Source organism: Klebsiella sp. 2019SCSN059 (genome assembly GCF_021739525.1).
Taxonomy (GTDB): domain Bacteria; phylum Pseudomonadota; class Gammaproteobacteria; order Enterobacterales; family Enterobacteriaceae; genus Klebsiella; species Klebsiella quasipneumoniae.
This window is the reverse complement of the sequence record NZ_JAKKOM010000005.1, coordinates 1-17,448: the sequence shown is the minus strand read 5'-3', so window position 1 is coordinate 17,448 and position 17,448 is coordinate 1. Positions and strand designations below refer to the sequence as shown.

At 55.7% G+C, this 17,448-nt stretch carries 16 protein-coding genes and 1 rRNA gene; 13 read left to right on the top strand and 4 right to left on the bottom strand.

Annotated elements, in window-relative coordinates:
* Nucleotides 1–200: 200 nt before the first annotated feature.
* Complete coding sequence (gene csrD / locus L2I46_RS07810; RefSeq protein ID WP_236947725.1) at nucleotides 201–2,141, bottom strand: RNase E specificity factor CsrD; 1,941 nt, start codon at nucleotides 2,139–2,141, stop codon at nucleotides 201–203.
* A 79-nt stretch (nucleotides 2,142–2,220) separates the two neighbouring features.
* A complete protein-coding gene (locus tag L2I46_RS07805; RefSeq protein WP_032429221.1) occupies nucleotides 2,221–2,412 on the bottom strand; it encodes a hypothetical protein in 192 nt (63 codons plus the stop codon).
* Between the two features lie 230 nt (nucleotides 2,413–2,642).
* Here L2I46_RS07805 and msrP point away from each other — a divergent pair, with 230 nt between their 5' ends.
* The 10 genes from msrP to fis all read left to right on the top strand — a co-directional run bounded on the left by msrP (nucleotide 2,643) and on the right by fis (nucleotide 11,109).
* Nucleotides 2,643–3,644 (top strand): protein-methionine-sulfoxide reductase catalytic subunit MsrP, encoded by a 1,002-nt coding sequence (gene msrP, locus L2I46_RS07800; protein ID WP_032454192.1) that lies wholly within the window; start codon nucleotides 2,643–2,645, stop codon nucleotides 3,642–3,644.
* On the top strand, nucleotides 3,644–4,243 hold the full coding sequence (gene msrQ / locus L2I46_RS07795) for a protein-methionine-sulfoxide reductase heme-binding subunit MsrQ (protein WP_023291158.1): 600 nt from the start codon (nucleotides 3,644–3,646) through the stop codon (nucleotides 4,241–4,243). Before msrP ends, msrQ begins: the two co-directional genes overlap by 1 nt.
* 232 nt (nucleotides 4,244–4,475) lie before the next feature.
* Nucleotides 4,476–4,928, top strand: coding sequence for a type II 3-dehydroquinate dehydratase (gene aroQ / locus L2I46_RS07790; RefSeq protein ID WP_023291159.1), 453 nt, complete (start codon nucleotides 4,476–4,478; stop codon nucleotides 4,926–4,928).
* A gap of 22 nt (nucleotides 4,929–4,950) precedes the next feature.
* Nucleotides 4,951–5,418 carry an acetyl-CoA carboxylase biotin carboxyl carrier protein gene (gene accB / locus L2I46_RS07785; RefSeq protein ID WP_004206250.1) on the top strand — a complete coding sequence of 156 codons (468 nt, stop codon included), beginning with the start codon at nucleotides 4,951–4,953 and terminating at the stop codon, nucleotides 5,416–5,418.
* A gap of 10 nt (nucleotides 5,419–5,428) precedes the next feature.
* A complete protein-coding gene (gene accC, locus L2I46_RS07780) occupies nucleotides 5,429–6,778 on the top strand; it encodes an acetyl-CoA carboxylase biotin carboxylase subunit (protein WP_004174096.1) in 1,350 nt (449 codons plus the stop codon).
* A gap of 110 nt (nucleotides 6,779–6,888) precedes the next feature.
* On the top strand, nucleotides 6,889–7,131 hold the full coding sequence (locus L2I46_RS07775) for a DUF997 family protein (protein WP_236947724.1): 243 nt from the start codon (nucleotides 6,889–6,891) through the stop codon (nucleotides 7,129–7,131).
* Nucleotides 7,121–8,572 carry a sodium/pantothenate symporter gene (gene panF, locus L2I46_RS07770; protein WP_023291160.1) on the top strand — a complete coding sequence of 484 codons (1,452 nt, stop codon included), beginning with the start codon at nucleotides 7,121–7,123 and terminating at the stop codon, nucleotides 8,570–8,572. The genes L2I46_RS07775 and panF overlap by 11 nt, the downstream gene beginning before the upstream one ends.
* Before the next feature lie 11 nt (nucleotides 8,573–8,583).
* A complete protein-coding gene (prmA, locus tag L2I46_RS07765; protein WP_085551339.1) occupies nucleotides 8,584–9,465 on the top strand; it encodes a 50S ribosomal protein L11 methyltransferase in 882 nt (293 codons plus the stop codon).
* A 357-nt stretch (nucleotides 9,466–9,822) separates the two neighbouring features.
* The gene (gene dusB, locus L2I46_RS07760) at nucleotides 9,823–10,788 is read left to right on the top strand and encodes a tRNA dihydrouridine synthase DusB (RefSeq protein WP_004144972.1); all 966 of its coding nucleotides are present in this window, start codon (nucleotides 9,823–9,825) and stop codon (nucleotides 10,786–10,788) included.
* Between the two features lie 24 nt (nucleotides 10,789–10,812).
* Entirely contained in the window at nucleotides 10,813–11,109 is a 297-nt protein-coding gene (gene fis / locus L2I46_RS07755) for a DNA-binding transcriptional regulator Fis (protein ID WP_000462905.1), read from the top strand.
* 84 nt (nucleotides 11,110–11,193) lie between these two features.
* Here fis and envR read toward each other — a convergent pair whose 3' ends face one another.
* Nucleotides 11,194–11,847: an acrEF/envCD operon transcriptional regulator gene (envR, locus tag L2I46_RS07750; RefSeq protein WP_023291162.1), complete on the bottom strand. Its 654-nt coding sequence runs from the start codon at nucleotides 11,845–11,847 to the stop codon at nucleotides 11,194–11,196.
* A 376-nt stretch (nucleotides 11,848–12,223) separates the two neighbouring features.
* On the opposite strand from envR, the gene L2I46_RS07745 reads away from it, so the two are divergent.
* From L2I46_RS07745 to L2I46_RS07735, 3 genes are all read left to right on the top strand, one after another.
* A complete protein-coding gene (locus L2I46_RS07745) occupies nucleotides 12,224–13,363 on the top strand; it encodes an efflux RND transporter periplasmic adaptor subunit (protein WP_044524928.1) in 1,140 nt (379 codons plus the stop codon).
* Nucleotides 13,364–13,375: 12 nt separating this feature from the next.
* Nucleotides 13,376–16,486 carry an efflux RND transporter permease subunit gene (locus L2I46_RS07740; RefSeq protein ID WP_117132948.1) on the top strand — a complete coding sequence of 1,037 codons (3,111 nt, stop codon included), beginning with the start codon at nucleotides 13,376–13,378 and terminating at the stop codon, nucleotides 16,484–16,486.
* A gap of 292 nt (nucleotides 16,487–16,778) precedes the next feature.
* A complete protein-coding gene (locus tag L2I46_RS07735; RefSeq protein WP_004206262.1) occupies nucleotides 16,779–17,000 on the top strand; it encodes a membrane protein in 222 nt (73 codons plus the stop codon).
* Between the two features lie 220 nt (nucleotides 17,001–17,220).
* Here L2I46_RS07735 and rrf read toward each other — a convergent pair.
* A 5S ribosomal RNA gene (gene rrf, locus L2I46_RS07730) occupies nucleotides 17,221–17,336 on the bottom strand.
* Nucleotides 17,337–17,448: the final 112 nt, after the last annotated feature.

Sequence of the window (17,448 nt, the reverse complement as noted above, 5' to 3'; positions counted from 1 at the left end):
TAGTGCAGTTCATTTCCTTTGTTACAAATTTTTCCGACTCCGTTCATTGCTGAAATCTTCAGCAGCGCTCCACGCCTGAATTTGTAACCTGTCAAAGGAGGGTCACTGGCATTTACATTGCGATGATCCGGCAGGTAGACAAGCACACCCCCTTCACGATGGCGCGCGTTATTCTACGTGAAATCACGCTAAACGGCAGATCAAACCGAGTATCTTTGCGAATATTTTTTCACATTTGTGTCAAGTGGCTGTGAGGTGGCAAAAAATTCCCCCTGCCCGCCCGTGACACCGCATTGGGACAGTACCAGCCACTCGCTGCGGCTGCGTACGCCCGTCGCAAAAACTTGCATAGGCATGCCTTTACAGGCTTCCACCAGGCTTTGCACCAGCAGCTGGTTCTCGCTGCGCTTTTCGATGTTGCGCGCCAGGCCCGGATGCAGTTTGATCAGCTCCGCATCCAGCTGCTTGATCCAGCTGGTTCCCACCAGGGTTAACCCTGCCTGAACCACCGCCACCCGAACGCCAAGCGCGTTAACCAACCGCATAACCGGCTGCAGACGGCCGATATATTGACAAACATCTGCCTCAGCAAGTTCAAAAATAATCCGTTGACGCTGCGATTTTTCACACTGCATTAGAGCATCGCGCAGCCAGCGCTGGAAACGCGGACGGATCAGCGACTCCACCGACAGCTGCAGCGCCAGATTCTCCTCGGGCCAGAAGCCTAAAAACGGCAGCAGGCGCGTCACCTGCAGGCGGTCATACTCCTCCGCCAGGCCAAACTGCAGCACCATCGGCATGTACTCGGCGGCAATCACCTCTTCTTTACCGTCGTACATCCGCGACATCAGTTCACGGTGATGCACCCGACCGTCGCGGGTGACGGCGGGCTTCTGGTACAACCGCGGCCCGCCGCGGCTCAGCATCTGTTCGATCAGCGTCCGCCAGCGAACGTTGCCGCGGCCTTTCTCCGGAAGGGTATCGTCATAGACCGACCAGCTGTTGCTGCCCTGCAGCACCGCGTTGCGCGTTGCCGCTTCTGCATGTTCCATCACTTGCGCCGCCGATTGTCCGCTGCGGAAAGAACAGATGCCGATATGCATCATATCGTCACGATCGAGGATCCGCGTCGGAGGCAGCGCGTCCATGGCCTTCAGCAGCAGCCCGGCGATACTATCCGCCTCTTTTAACGTGCGGTGCGGCAGCAGCACGGCGAAGTCGCTACGGTGATAGCGCGCCAGCAGCGCGCCAGGGTAACGCATAATAAAGGTAGAGAGCAGGTTGATAAGCGTGAAGTAATGTTCTTCGGCCGCCGCCCGCCCCCAGTTGTCCCGTAGCAGATCAAACTCCGGTAGACGGATCATCATCACGATGCCGTACGCCCCCACCTTCTCCTGATCTTCCAGCAGCGTGGCCAGCTGATTGTCAAAAAACAGGCGATTATTCAGCCCGGTTTTAGAATCCTGTGCCGCATAGGAGCGAATCAGCGTATCCATCCGGCTGCGCTGATCGCTGGCAAACTGCAGCTCCGACAGCAGCATATCCAGCGCGCTACTGGTGCTGGCAGGCCATTCATAGACTGAGCCGCGCACCTGCGGCCCGCGCTCGCCGCTCAGGATACGCGTGGAACGAAGCTCAAGCAGCTCCTGACCCGCCAGCTGGCGGCGGATCCAGCGGACGGCGAAGAAAATAATCACCACCATGAAGCCGATGGAGATCGACAGCGGGGCGGTAATCGACAGCGAACGGAAATAGTTCACCATCGGGTCAACGTAGACCAGATGCAGAGAGATACCGGGATGTTTCAACGACGGGACCGTGATCTCACGGAATTGCTCATGACTGCCAAGCGGGCGATAGCTGTCGGTTCGGGAGTGGCTGTAGAGCGGTTTACCGTTAAGCATGAAATCGATATGCACGATCTCTATCGGCGTCATCAGCTCATCCAGCTGCGGCTCAAGCTTATCAAAAGAGGAGGTGATGAGCCGGTTATCCAGCATGGTCGCCACCGCCTGAACCCGGTTTTCGACCTTGTTCTCAATGCCGTTGTAAAAACTCAGCGAAGCGCCAATCAGCGTGACAAAGATGGTCAGGCTAGTTAGCAGCGTGATAAAGGCTGAGAACTTCGTCGTTAATCGCATCCCTGTGTTAACTCCGCGAGTGAATGACTGCCCGATGAACCATCAGGCTCCCGTGCCGGCGCGCGCCTTGACGCTAGCATTAACCTTTTAAAGCGCGACGCATACTATCAAAGATGGCGAGTCTGGCAATGGAATGCGTATTATCGGCGAAAGTATGCCGATAGCGAGTATAGTCGGCAGAAAAAATTTGCCAATCGCCGCCCGCCTGCGGCCTGCGCCAGAAGCGCTTTAATTTTAGACGCTGGATGGCAAACCCGCGCCAGCGGCGCACATTATTGCCGATTTTCCGTCCTGCCAGCCTCCCGTCCGCTTTTTTCCCTGCTAAAGATGCCGGGTCAGGCGCGGTAAAGGAAACGTCTTGCGCCACTTTCCGATGATTCCTGGACGACCGCGCCCCTGCTTCGGCGGCGGCTCATGCTCCTAATGTGCAATTTTTCGTGACATATTCGCGATTCATCGCCGCCTCCGTCATGCTTAAGGAAACGCATGACGGAGGACACCATGAAAAGAAAAAAACTGACGGAAGCCGACGTCACGGCCGAATCCGTTTTTATGCTCCAGCGGCGCCAGGTGCTGAAAATGCTGGGCATCAGCGCGACCGCCCTTTCGCTTCCCGCCGCCGCGCAGGCCGACCTGCTGGACTGGTTTAAAGGCCATGACCGTCCGCCAGCCCCGGCGGGCAAAGCCCTGGACTTTGCTAAACCCGCTGAATGGCAGGCTAAGCTAACGCTTACCCCGGAAGATAAAGTCTCCGGCTACAATAACTTTTATGAATTCGGCCTCGATAAAGCCGATCCGGCGGCGAACGCGGGTAGCCTGCGCACCGATCCCTGGACATTGACCATCGGCGGTGAGGTGGCGAAGCCGCTGACTCTCGACCATGACGATCTGACCAAACGCTTCCCGCTGGAAGAGCGTATTTATCGTATGCGCTGCGTGGAAGCCTGGTCGATGGTGGTCCCCTGGGTCGGCTTCCCGCTGCATAAGCTGTTGGCGCTGGTGGAGCCCACCAGCAATGCGCGCTATGTGGCCTTCAAAACCCTCTATGCTCCGGATCAAATGCCCGGGCAGAAAGATCGGTTTATCGGCGGGGGGCTGGCTTACCCTTACGTGGAGGGGCTGCGGCTGGATGAAGCGATGCATCCGCTGACGCTGCTCACCGTCGGGGTGTATGGCAAAGCGCTGCCGCCGCAAAATGGCGCGCCGGTCCGCCTTACTGTGCCGTGGAAGTACGGTTTCAAAGGCATTAAATCTATCGTCAGCATTGAACTGACCCGCGAGCGGCCGCCGACCACCTGGAATCTGGCGGCACCGGACGAATACGGCTTCTTCGCCAACGTCAATCCGCACGTCGATCACCCCCGCTGGTCGCAGGCCAGCGAGCGGTTTATCGGCGCCGGCGGCGTACTCGATGTCAAGCGTCAGCCAACCCTGCTGTTTAACGGCTATGCCGACGAGGTGGCGTCGTTGTATCGCGGCATGAACCTGCGGGAGAACTTCTAGTGCGTTTCACCGTCAAACAGATCGCCTGGCTGAAGGTTTTACTTCATCTGGCGGGTTTTTTGCCGCTGGTCTGGCTATTCTGGGCCGGACATCAGGGCTACTTTAGCGCCGATCCGGCCAAGGATATCCAGCATTTTACCGGCAGGATGGCGCTGAAGTTTCTGCTGGCGACGCTGCTGGTCTCCCCGCTGGCGCGCTATGCGAAACAACCATTATTGATTCGCGTTCGTCGCCTGTTAGGTTTATGGTGTTTCGCCTGGGCGACGCTGCACCTGACCAGCTATACCCTGCTGGAGCTGGGCATTAACAATCTGGCGCTGCTGGGCTCGGAGATTATCAACCGCCCCTATCTGACGTTAGGCATGGTCAGCTGGGCGATCCTGCTGGCGCTGGCGGTGACGTCGACGCAGGCGATGCAGCGAAAACTGGGCCGCCGCTGGCAACTTTTACACAACTTCGTCTATCTGGTGGCGATCCTCGCGCCGATTCACTACCTGTGGTCAGTGAAGATCCTCTCGCCGCAGCCCATCATTTATGCCCTGCTGGCAGTGGCGCTGCTGGCATGGCGTTACAAGAAGTTCCGCCAGTGGTGGCGCTGAATCCCGTAATGTGCAGTTTCCCGCAGATCCTTTATCAACCGCGACTCTTTTTAAGATAGCGGTTGATAATCTTCCCTGATAAGACCAGTATTTAGCTGCCAATTGCTACGAAATCGTTATAATGTGCGACTTTGGCTTTCCTGACGGGGTTTTCTGACCCTGAAAAGGTGACAAGGGCGCATTGAAGGTATATGTTGTTTTTTACCCGAAAATGGCAGGAGATCGCCACACGATGGCAAAGAAGTTTCACATTTTGCTTTTGAATGGTCCAAACATTAACATGCTCGGTACCCGCGAGCCTGAGAAGTATGGTCCGCTCACGCTGGCGGAGATTGTTAACCATTTAACATCTGAAGCGGCGGCGCTGAATGTGAGCCTGGATCACCTGCAGTCCAACGCGGAGCATGCGTTAATCGACCGAATTCATCAGGCTAAAGACAACGTGGACTATATCCTGATTAATCCGGCCGCGTTCACGCATACCAGCGTAGCAATCCGTGACGCTTTGCTTGCCGTGAACATCCCGTTTATCGAGATTCACCTGAGCAATGTGCATGCACGCGAACCCTTCCGCCAGCATTCGTATCTGTCAGATGTCGCCGCTGGCGTCATCTGCGGACTGGGGGCGGACGGCTATTCATACGCTTTACAGACGGCGGTAAAACGCCTGTCACAATCACACTAAACAAAGAGTACGGAACCCACTCATGGATATTCGTAAGATTAAAAAACTGATCGAGCTGGTTGAAGAATCAGGTATCTCCGAACTGGAAATTTCTGAAGGCGAAGAGTCTGTTCGCATCAGCCGCTCTGCACCGGCCGCAAGCTATCCGGTTATGCAGCAGGCTTATGCTGCGCCGATGATGCAGCCTCAGGCACCTGCCGCCGCGGCTGCCGCGCCAGCTGCAGCAGCAGAAGCGCCGGCAAAAGCGGAAATCAGTGGTCACATCGTACGTTCCCCGATGGTTGGTACTTTCTATCGTACGCCAAGCCCGGACGCGAAAGCGTTTGTGGAAGTTGGCCAGAAAGTTAACGTGGGCGACACCCTGTGCATCGTCGAAGCGATGAAAATGATGAACCAGATCGAAGCCGACAAAGCCGGCGTGGTGAAAGCCATTCTGATCGAAAGCGGCCAACCGGTAGAATTCGACGAGCCGCTGGTAGTTATCGAGTAACGAGGCGAACATGCTGGATAAAATTGTCATCGCTAACCGTGGCGAGATCGCACTGCGCATCCTTCGTGCCTGTAAAGAACTGGGCATCAAGACCGTTGCTGTGCATTCCACCGCGGATCGCGATCTAAAACACGTATTGTTAGCGGATGAGACGGTCTGTATCGGTCCGGCTCCGTCCGTAAAAAGCTATCTGAACATCCCGGCTATCATCAGCGCCGCTGAGATCACCGGCGCGGTAGCGATTCACCCGGGGTATGGCTTCCTCTCCGAGAACGCCAACTTTGCTGAGCAGGTTGAGCGCTCCGGCTTTATCTTCATCGGCCCGAAAGCCGACACTATCCGCCTGATGGGCGACAAAGTGTCCGCGATCACCGCCATGAAAAAAGCCGGCGTCCCGACCGTACCCGGTTCTGACGGCCCGCTGACCGACGACATGGACGCTAACCGCGCCCATGCTAAACGCATCGGCTATCCGGTGATCATCAAGGCCTCCGGCGGCGGCGGCGGTCGCGGTATGCGCGTTGTGCGCAGCGACGCTGAACTGGCCCAGTCCATCTCCATGACCAAAGCGGAAGCCAAAGCGGCTTTCAACAACGATATGGTCTACATGGAGAAATACCTGGAAAACCCGCGTCACATTGAAATTCAGGTACTGGCGGACGGTCAGGGCAACGCTATCTATCTGGCTGAACGTGACTGCTCCATGCAGCGTCGTCACCAGAAAGTGGTCGAAGAAGCGCCGGCGCCGGGCATCACTCCGGAACTGCGTCGCTACATCGGCGAGCGTTGCGCGAAAGCCTGTGTCGATATCGGCTACCGCGGGGCGGGTACCTTTGAGTTCCTGTTCGAAAACGGCGAGTTCTACTTCATTGAAATGAACACCCGTATCCAGGTAGAGCATCCGGTAACTGAAATGATCACCGGCGTTGACCTGATCAAAGAGCAGCTGCGTATCGCAGCCGGCCAGCCGCTGTCCATCAAGCAGGATGAAGTGGTGGTTCGCGGCCATGCGGTGGAATGCCGTATCAACGCCGAAGACCCGAACACCTTCCTGCCGAGCCCGGGTAAAATTACCCGTTTCCACGCGCCGGGCGGCTTTGGCGTGCGCTGGGAGTCCCATATTTACGCCGGCTACACCGTACCGCCGTACTATGACTCCATGATCGGCAAACTGATCTGCTACGGCGAAAGCCGTGACGTGGCGATTGCCCGCATGAAGAATGCGCTGCAGGAGCTGATCATCGATGGCATCAAGACCAACGTCGATCTGCAGATGCGCATTATGAGCGACGAGAACTTCCAGCATGGTGGCACCAACATCCACTATCTGGAGAAAAAACTCGGCTTGCAGGAAAAATAATTCTGCTCTCTCAGCAAAAGGCCGGATTTTCCGGCCTTTTTTCTTTTTCTCTCTCCTCATCTATACCATGCGGTACAATCCCCGCTTTCTTTATCCTCAAGGGACAAAAAATGGACAAACGCTTTGTTCAGGCCCACAAAGAAGCGCGCTGGGCGCTGTGGCTGACCCTTCTCTATCTTGCCGCCTGGCTGGCCGCCGCCTATCTGCCGGGGGTGGCTATCGGTTTTACCGGCCTGCCCCACTGGTTTGAAATGGCCTGCCTGCTGGTTCCGCTGCTGTTTATTCTGCTGTGCTGGGCGATGGTCAAACTGGTTTTCTGCGACATACCTCTGGAGGACGATGATGCAGTTTGAGGTCATTATTCCCCTGATCGCCTATCTGGTGGTGGTGTTCGGCTTATCCCTTTACGCCATGAGAAAACGCGCCTCAGGAAGCTTTCTTAATGAGTACTTTCTCGGCAGCCGCTCGATGGGCGGCTTCGTGCTGGCCATGACGCTAACCGCCACCTATATCAGCGCCAGCTCATTTATCGGCGGACCCGGCGCCGCCTATAAATACGGCCTGGGCTGGGTACTGCTGGCGATGATCCAGCTCCCCGCCATCTGGCTGTCGCTGGGCGTACTGGGAAAAAAATTCGCCATTCTTGCGCGTCGTTATAATGCCGTCACCCTCAATGACATGCTGTTTGCGCGCTACCAGAGCCGTCTGCTGGTCTGGCTGGCCAGCCTGAGCCTGCTGGTAGCCTTCGTTGGCGCCATGACCGTCCAGTTTATCGGCGGCGCCCGCCTGCTGGAGACAGCTGCGGGTATTCCCTACGATACCGGTCTGCTGATCTTCGGCATCAGCATCGCGCTGTATACCGCCTATGGCGGCTTTCGCGCCAGCGTGCTCAACGATACCATGCAGGGCATGGTGATGCTGATCGGCACGATCGTGCTACTGGTGGGGGTGATCCACGCCGCCGGCGGGATTGGCCATGCGGTAGAGACTCTGCAGTCGATCGACGTCAAGCTGGTGTCCCCGCAGGGGGCGGAAGATATCCTCTCGCCAACCTTTATGGCCTCGTTTTGGGTGCTGGTCTGCTTCGGCGTCATTGGCCTGCCGCATACCGCCGTTCGCTGTATCTCCTACAAAGACAGCAAAGCCGTGCATCGCGGCATTATGATCGGCACCATCGTAGTGGCGATCCTGATGTTTGGCATGCACCTGGCCGGCGCGTTAGGTCGGGCGGTGCTCCCCGACTTAACCGTACCGGATCTGGTGATCCCGACGCTGATGGTCAAAGTGCTCCCGCCCTTTGCGGCAGGGATCTTTCTGGCCGCGCCGATGGCGGCGATTATGTCGACGATCAATGCCCAGCTTCTGCAAAGTTCCGCTACGATCATCAAGGATCTGTATCTGAACTGGCGTCCGGATCAGGCGACTAACGAAAAGCGGCTAAAACGCATGTCCGCCGGCATCACGCTCCTGTTGGGTGTTCTGCTGCTGCTCGCGGCCTGGCGACCGCCGGAGATGATTATCTGGCTGAATCTGCTGGCCTTCGGCGGCCTGGAAGCCGTCTTCCTGTGGCCGCTGGTACTGGGCCTGTATTGGGAACGTGCTAACGCGGCTGGCGCGCTGAGCGCGATGATCGTGGGCGGCGTGCTGTATGCCGTACTTGCCACGCTGAAAGTGCAGTTTCTCGGCTTCCACCCGATCGTTCCCGCGCTGCTGCTGAGTTTACTGGCGTTTGTGGCAGGGAACCGTTTCGGCCGTCCCGCACCACAGCCACCTATTTTGACTACTGATAAATAAAGAGTTTTGCTATGCCATGGATCCAACTGAAACTAAATACCACCGGCGCGAACGCTGAAGATCTTAGCGATGCGCTGATGGAGGCCGGATCGGTCTCGATCACCTTCCAGGATACGCACGATACGCCGGTATTTGAGCCGTTGCCCGGGGAAACCCGGCTGTGGGGCGATACCGACGTGATCGGCCTGTTCGATGCCGAAACCGATATGAAAGTGGTCGTTGCCCAACTGGAGCAGCACCCGCTGCTGGGCGCCGGCTTCGCGCATAAGATCGAGCAGCTGGAAGATAAAGACTGGGAGCGGGAATGGATGGATAACTTCCATCCGATGCGTTTCGGTGAGCGGCTGTGGATCTGCCCGAGCTGGCGCGACGTTCCGGACGAAAATGCCGTCAACGTGATGCTCGATCCGGGTCTGGCCTTCGGTACCGGCACGCACCCGACGACCTCCCTGTGCCTGCAGTGGCTCGATGGACTCGACCTCAACGGAAAAACGGTCATTGATTTCGGCTGCGGTTCCGGCATCCTGGCGATTGCCGCGCTGAAGCTGGGGGCCGCAAAAGCGATCGGCATTGATATCGACCCGCAGGCTATTCAGGCCAGCCGCGATAACGCGCAGCGTAACGGCGTCTCTGAGCGTCTGGAGCTCTATCTTCCTCAGGACCAGCCGGAGTCGATGAAAGCCGACGTCGTGGTCGCCAATATCCTGGCTGGCCCGTTACGTGAGCTGGCGCCGTTAATCAGCGTCCTGCCCGTTTCAGGCGGTTTGCTGGGACTTTCCGGCATCCTTGCCAGCCAGGCGGAGAGCGTCTGTGAAGCCTACGCCGATCTCTTCACCCTTGACCCGGTGGTCGAGAAAGAGGAGTGGTGCCGGATCACCGGCCGGAAAAACTAAGCGCAATGCGGCCTGTGGGCCGCATTTTTGTTTCCAGTAGCCACCAAATAATGCCAGGAAATGAGAGGCAGATCGCACTACAGAGCACTTTTTTGGCTATAAAAACAGCGTTTTATATCGCCTGGTAGCGAGTTTGTCTAAGAAAAATCGAGAAGTTTTATGATTTTATAAATGGACACAAATTATCCATCAGCCATTAAATCAATGATTAATATAAGTATTTATTCATTCCTTTTACGTTAGTCCCGGATTCATTGATCTGCAACAGAGGATTGCTCAAAGTTTGGCCTTTCATCTCGTGCAAAAAATGCGTAATATACGCCGCCTTGCAGTCACAGTATGGTCATTTCTTAACTCATGCGCATCGGACACCACCAGCTCAGAAATCGCCTGATCGCAGCGCCCATGGCTGGCATTACTGACAGACCATTCCGGACGCTGTGCTACGAGATGGGAGCGGGTTTAACCGTTTCCGAGATGATGTCCTCTAACCCACAGGTGTGGGAGAGCGACAAGTCCCGTTTACGGATGGTGCATATTGATGAGCCCGGTATTCGTACCGTGCAAATCGCCGGTAGTGTGCCGGAAGAGATGGCTGCCGCCGCGCGGATTAACGTGGAAAGCGGCGCCCAGATTATTGATATCAATATGGGATGCCCGGCGAAAAAGGTGAATCGCAAGCTTGCAGGTTCAGCCCTCTTGCAGTACCCCGACCAGGTGAAGTCGATCCTGACGGCGGTCGTGAATGCGGTGGACGTTCCTGTGACTCTCAAGATTCGCACCGGTTGGGAACCGGAACACCGTAACTGCGTAGAGATTGCCCAACTGGCCGAAGAGTGTGGCATTCAGGCTCTGACTATTCACGGACGCACCCGCGCCTGCTTGTTTAACGGAGACGCTGAGTACGACAGTATTCGGGCAGTTAAGCAGAAAGTTTCCATTCCGATTATCGCGAATGGCGACATTACTGACCCGCTTAAAGCCAGAGCTGTGCTCGACTATACAGGGGCTGATGCCCTGATGATAGGCCGTGCAGCTCAGGGAAGACCCTGGATCTTTCGGGAAATCCAGCATTATCTGGACACTGGAGAGCTGCTGCCCCCGCTGCCGCTGGCAGAGGTCAAGCGCTTGCTTTGTGCGCACGTTCGGGAATTGCATGACTTTTATGGTCAGGCAAAAGGGTACCGAATCGCGCGTAAACACGTCTCCTGGTATCTTCAGGAACATGCTCCAGATGACCAGTTTCGGCGCACATTCAACGCCATTGAGGATGCCAGCGAACAGCTGGAGGCGTTGGAGGCATACTTCGAAAATTTTGCGTAATAGAAATAAAGAGCTGACAGAACTATGTTCGAACAACGCGTAAATTCTGACGTACTGACCGTTTCTACCGTTAACTCTCAGGATCAGGTAACTCAAAAGCCCCTGCGTGACTCGGTTAAACAGGCACTGAAGAACTATTTTGCTCAACTGAACGGTCAGGATGTGAATGACCTGTATGAGCTGGTACTGGCTGAAGTTGAACAGCCCCTGTTGGACATGGTGATGCAATACACCCGTGGTAACCAGACCCGCGCTGCCCTGATGATGGGCATCAACCGCGGTACGCTGCGTAAAAAACTGAAAAAATACGGCATGAACTGATACTAGTCAGTTGCTTGCTTGATATAAAAGGCGCTCTTCGGCATGGGGAAGCGCCTTTTTTATTACCTGCGGCAGCGGGACACATTACTGATTCACCGCCCGCAGTACCGGCGTCTCCGATACACGAGCAGCACAGACTACCGCCATAATATTATCCACCAGCGCAGGCGCCTGCTGATAAAGATCGACGCGTTGCGGATCGAGCAGCCAGTTTTTAATTAGTCCGGAAAAGGCGCTGTGTAAAACAATTAATATCACTTCAATATTTGTTTCGGCTGGCAATATATTGTTACGCACACAGCACTGCAGCATGCCGCCGATGAGCGAATAATTAAAGCCAATGCGCTGGCGAATTTCATTTTCCGAAAGCATATCATTGGCAAACTCGCAGCGCTGATAAAGAATTTGCATCAGCGCGCGCTGGCGAGGATTCGCAGCAATATAGCGGAGCCCGGTAATAAACCGCTCGCGCAATGCATTTAAAGGCTCCTGTTCATTCTCTGTTGCGAGGCTATGCTGAATCAAATCCCTGAGCGGTGGCTGCTGCTGCCACATTTCATTAAACAGCTCGGTCTTACTGGCAAAATGCCAGTAGACGGCGCCGCGGGTCACTCCCGCCGCATCAGCAATATCCGTCAGGGTCGTGTTGGTCACCCCCCGCAGAGCGAACTGCTGGATCGCGGACTCAATCAGGAGCTGCCGCGTGCGTAGCGCCTCTTCTTTCGTTTTTCTTGCCATACAAGCCCCCTTCCCGCCGGACAGGATATTTAGGATTTTCTGAAGATCGCTTAACCTAACATTTGTCATGGAATATTTTTTAGCAAAAATGCAGACAAGTTAATTCTGACGCCATCGTCAAATAAATTACCCAAATCAATATTAATAAATAACTCATTCACGGGATTGATGTCTATTTATTAAGATTTACAATTAAGGTAAACAGAATAAAAAGGCAGCGCGTTTTTTTGTTTTTGCGTGCCTTGCTGATTGTCCCAAAATAACTATCCCTTACATCCAGCGGCGTTTATTTGTAGGATGGCAAACTGCTTTTTAATTCCCTCTTTCTTTCACAGATTCGCCGCCGAATTTGGCACGTAATCTATAAGGAACCGCCATGACTACTCACGCCAGAGTGACACTTTTATCCGGTTTAATTATCTCGGCCTTATTGCTTACCGGCTGCGATAATTCGGACAATCCGCAACCCCATGCCCAGGCGCCGCAGGTGACGGTCCATGTCGTGAACAGCGCGCCGCTGTCGGTCACCACCGAACTGCCAGGCCGAACTTCAGCTTTTCGCGTGGCGGAGGTCCGCCCTCAGGTAAGCGGTATTATCCTGAAGCGTAACTTTGTTGAAGGAAGCGATGTCGAAGCAGGCCAGTCGCTCTATCAGATCGATCCGGCAACCTACCAGGCGGCGTGGAACAGCGCCAAGGGCGATGAGGCAAAAGCCGAAGCCGCAGCCGCCATCGCCCACTTGACGGTGAAACGCTACGTTCCGCTGCTGGGTACCAAGTATATCAGTCAACAGGAATACGATCAGGCGGTGGCCACCGCCCGCCAGGCCGATGCCGACGTTATCGCTACCAAAGCCTCCGTGGAAAGCGCCCGCATCAACCTGGCCTACACCAAAGTGACCTCTCCCATTAGCGGACGCATCGGTAAATCGAGCGTCACCGAGGGGGCATTGGTTACCAACGGTCAGTCGGATGCCCTGGCCACCGTCCAGCAGCTCGATCCGATCTACGTCGACGTGACGGAATCCAGCAATGACTTCATGCGCCTTAAGCAGGAAAGCCTGCAACGCGGCGGCGACACCAAAAGCGTTGAACTGCTGATGGAGAACGGTCAGGCCTATCCGCTTAAGGGTTCGCTGCAGTTCTCCGACGTCACTGTCGATGAAAGTACAGGTTCAATTACCCTGCGCGCTATCTTCCCTAACCCGCAGCATGTCCTGCTGCCGGGGATGTTCGTCCGCGCCCGCATCGATGAAGGCACCGATCCGCAGGCCATCCTGGTGCCGCAGCAGGGGGTGACTCGAACGCCGCGGGGCGATGCCTCCGTCATGCTGGTGAATGACAAAAATCAGGTTGAAACCCGTCAAGTGGTGGCTTCCCAGGCCGTGGGCGATAAGTGGCTTATCACCAGCGGGCTGAAGCCGGGCGACAAAGTGATTGTCAGCGGCTTACAGAAAGTCCGTCCCGGCGTCACCGTTAAAGCAGAAGTGGAGCGTGCGGCACCGGTCGCGCAATAAGGATACCCAGCCATGTCTAAGTTTTTTATCCATCGACCGGTCTTTGCCTGGGTGCTGGCCATCATCATGATGATTGCCGGCGGTCTGGCCATTCTCCAGCTGCCGATAGCGCAGTATCCGACGATTGCGCCCCCTGCGGTGGCGATCTCCGCCACCTATCCCGGTGCGGATGCTCAGACCGTGCAGGACACGGTCACTCAGGTTATTGAGCAGAACATGAACGGTATCGACAACCTGATGTATATGTCGTCGACCAGCGATTCCGCCGGCTCAGTAACCATCACGCTTACCTTTAAGTCCGGCACCGATCCGGATATCGCCCAGGTGCAGGTGCAAAACAAACTGCAGCTGGCCACCCCGCTGCTGCCTCAGGAAGTCCAGCAGCAGGGAATTAGCGTAGAGAAGTCCAGCAGCAGCTTCCTGCTGGTGGCCGGCTTTATCTCTGATAACCCGGTCACCACCCAGGATGATATTTCCGACTATGTCGCCTCTAATGTTAAAGATCCCATCAGCCGACTCAACGGTGTGGGCGATGTACAGCTGTTCGGCGCGCAGTACGCCATGCGCATCTGGCTGGATGGCAACCTGCTGAACAAATACAACCTGACGCCGGTGGACGTCATCAATGCGCTGCAGGTTCAGAACGATCAGATTGCCGCCGGCCAGCTGGGCGGTACGCCAGCGCTGAAAGGCCAGCAGTTGAACGCGTCGATCATTGCCCAGACGCGGCTTAAAGATCCGCAGGAGTTTGGCAAGGTCACGCTGCGGGTCAATGCCGATGGTTCTGTCGTCCATTTGAAAGATGTCGCCCGCGTTGAGCTGGGCGGAGAGAACTACAATGTCGTCGCCAGAATTAACGGCAAGCCCGCCTCTGGTCTGGGTATTAAGCTCGCGACCGGCGCCAACGCGCTGGATACTGCCACCGCGATTAAAGCGAAGCTGGCCGAACTGCAGCCTTACTTCCCCCAGGGAATGAAGGTGGTCTATCCGTACGATACGACCCCTTTCGTCAAAATCTCTATTCACGAAGTGGTCAAAACGCTCTTTGAAGCGATTATTCTCGTCTTCCTTGTCATGTATCTGTTCCTGCAGAACATGCGCGCTACGCTCATTCCGACCATTGCCGTGCCCGTCGTGCTGTTGGGTACCTTCGCGGTACTGTCGATGTTTGGCTACTCCATCAACACCCTGACGATGTTTGGTATGGTGCTGGCGATAGGTCTGCTGGTCGATGACGCCATTGTGGTGGTGGAAAACGTCGAACGTGTGATGGTTGAGGAGAAGCTCTCGCCAAAAGAAGCGACGGAAAAGTCGATGTCGCAGATCCAGGGGGCGCTGGTGGGTATCGCCATGGTGCTATCTGCGGTTTTCGTGCCGATGGCCTTCTTCGGCGGTTCCACCGGCGCGATTTATCGCCAGTTTTCGATCACCATCGTTTCCGCCATGGCGCTCTCCGTGCTGGTTGCCCTGGTGCTGACGCCAGCGCTCTGCGCCACGTTGTTGAAGCCAGCCTCAGCTGAACACCATGAGAAAAAAGGATTTTTCGGCTGGTTTAACGCCCGTTTTGACCAGAGCGTTAACCACTACACCAACAGCGTCAGCGGTATTTTGCGTGGAACCGGCCGTTACCTGGTGATCTATCTGCTGATCGTCGTGGGAATGGCCGTGCTGTTTATACGTCTTCCGACATCCTTTCTACCCGATGAAGACCAGGGGGTCTTCCTGACCATGATCCAGCTGCCTTCCGGCGCTACCCAGGAGCGGACACAGAAAGTGCTGGATACCGTGACCGACTACTATCTGCATAACGAGAAGGCTAACGTCGAAAGCGTCTTTACCGTTAACGGCTTCAGCTTCAGCGGCCAGGGACAAAACTCCGGCATGGCGTTTGTCAGCCTGAAACCATGGGAAGCGCGCAGCGGTGATAAAAACAGCGTGGAGTCCATCATCAAGCGAGCCACCGTGGCCTTCAGCCAGATCAAAGACGCCATGGTTTTCCCGTTCAACATGCCTGCCATTATTGAGCTGGGTACCGCCACCGGCTTCGACTTTGAGCTGATCGACCAGGGCGGGCTAGGCCATACTGCCCTGACGCAGGCGCGCAATCAACTGCTGGGCATGGTGAAACAGCATCCGGATCAGCTGGTACGGGTACGGCCTAATGGGCTGGAAGATACGCCGCAGTTCAAACTGGATGTCGACCAGGAAAAAGCGCAGGCGCTGGGCGTATCGCTCTCCGATATCAATGAAACGATATCCGCTGCGCTGGGCGGGTACTACGTCAATGACTTTATTGACCGTGGTCGCGTCAAGAAAGTGTACGTCCAGGCTGATGCCCATTTCCGTATGCTGCCGAGCGACATTAACAATATGTATGTTCGTAGCGCCAATGGCGAAATGGTTCCGTTCTCCGCCTTCGTCACTTCGCGCTGGATATATGGCTCGCCGCGTCTGGAACGCTACAACGGTTTACCCTCTATGGAGATCCTTGGTGAAGCCTCGCCGGGCAAGAGTACCGGGGAAGCCATGGCGCTGATGGAAGCGCTGGCCAGTAAACTGCCGAGCGGTATTGGTTACGACTGGACCGGGATGTCTTACCAGGAACGCCTTTCCGGCAACCAGGCTCCCGCGCTCTATGCCATCTCGCTGATTGTCGTCTTCCTGTGCCTGGCGGCGCTGTATGAGAGCTGGTCGATTCCGTTCTCAGTCATGCTAGTGGTTCCGCTGGGTGTGATCGGCGCGCTGTTAGCCGCCACGCTGCGTGGGCTGAATAATGACGTTTACTTCCAGGTAGGCCTTCTGACCACGATCGGTTTGTCGGCGAAGAACGCGATCCTGATCGTCGAATTCGCCAAGGATCTGATGGAGAAAGAAGGGAAAGGGATCATTGAAGCAACCCTGGAGGCATCGCGGATGCGCCTGCGACCCATTCTGATGACCTCTCTGGCTTTTATTCTCGGGGTCATGCCGCTGGTGATTAGCCATGGTGCCGGCAGTGGGGCGCAGAATGCGGTGGGTACCGGCGTCATGGGCGGGATGCTAACCGCGACACTGCTGGCAATCTTCTTTGTTCCGGTCTTCTTTGTGGTCGTCAGACGACGTTTTACCCGGCACGCTGAATAACCCGGTCTGGTATTAAAGGCGCCCCTGCGGGCGCTTTTTTTTCGCCTGGTATATGAGCAACCACTACAGCTTACCGCTATCTGACAACCGCTATCGCGCGCGGCAGCGCTGGGATACGATCGTTCTCTCCATCTTTTCTGCATATTCCCCTGCTTATCTTCACGATATTTACGTGGCTCATATATTGAGATGATTTCGGCATCCGGGCCGGACAATCCGCGGTGATAAAATAAGCCATTCCGTTCTGCACTGGCTTTCAGTACAACCCTGCGGATTATCCAGAGGTAATATCATGAAAAAGTATTTAATCGTGGCGCTGCTGGCCTCTCTGCTGGCAGGCTGTGCCCATGACTCTCCCTGCGTGCCGGTGTATGACTCGCAAGGCCGCTTAGTCCACACCAATACCTGTATGAAAGGCACAACAGAAGACAACTGGGACACCGCAGGCGCGATCGCTGGGGGCGCCGCCGCGGTAGCCGGCCTCACGTTAGGGATCGTCGCGCTGACCCGCTAATTCTCCCCCGACCAGCAGATACAGGGGCTAGCGTCGAACCTGTATCTGCTCTTCTGCGCATCATCCACATGACAACCGAACAAACAAACTCACTGTCCCTTGCTGCATTACGCGCAAATCGGCTTTGACGGGCTTCCCCCTGGCGGCAGGACTGCTTATCAACAGGTAACACAAAAGCAGAAGGCCCAGTCTTTCGACTGGGCCTTCTGCTTTATTTGATGCCTGGCGATTCCCTACTCTCACATGGGGAGACCCCACACTACCATCGGCGCTACGACGTTTCACTTCTGAGTTCGGCATGGGGTCAGGTGGGACCGCCGCGCTATTGTCGCCAGGCAAATTCTTTACAACGTGCCGAACTTTAACCTAAAAAGTGGTGCTGATACCCAGAGTCGAACTGGGGACCTCACCCTTACCAAGGGTGCGCTCTACCAACTGAGCCATATCA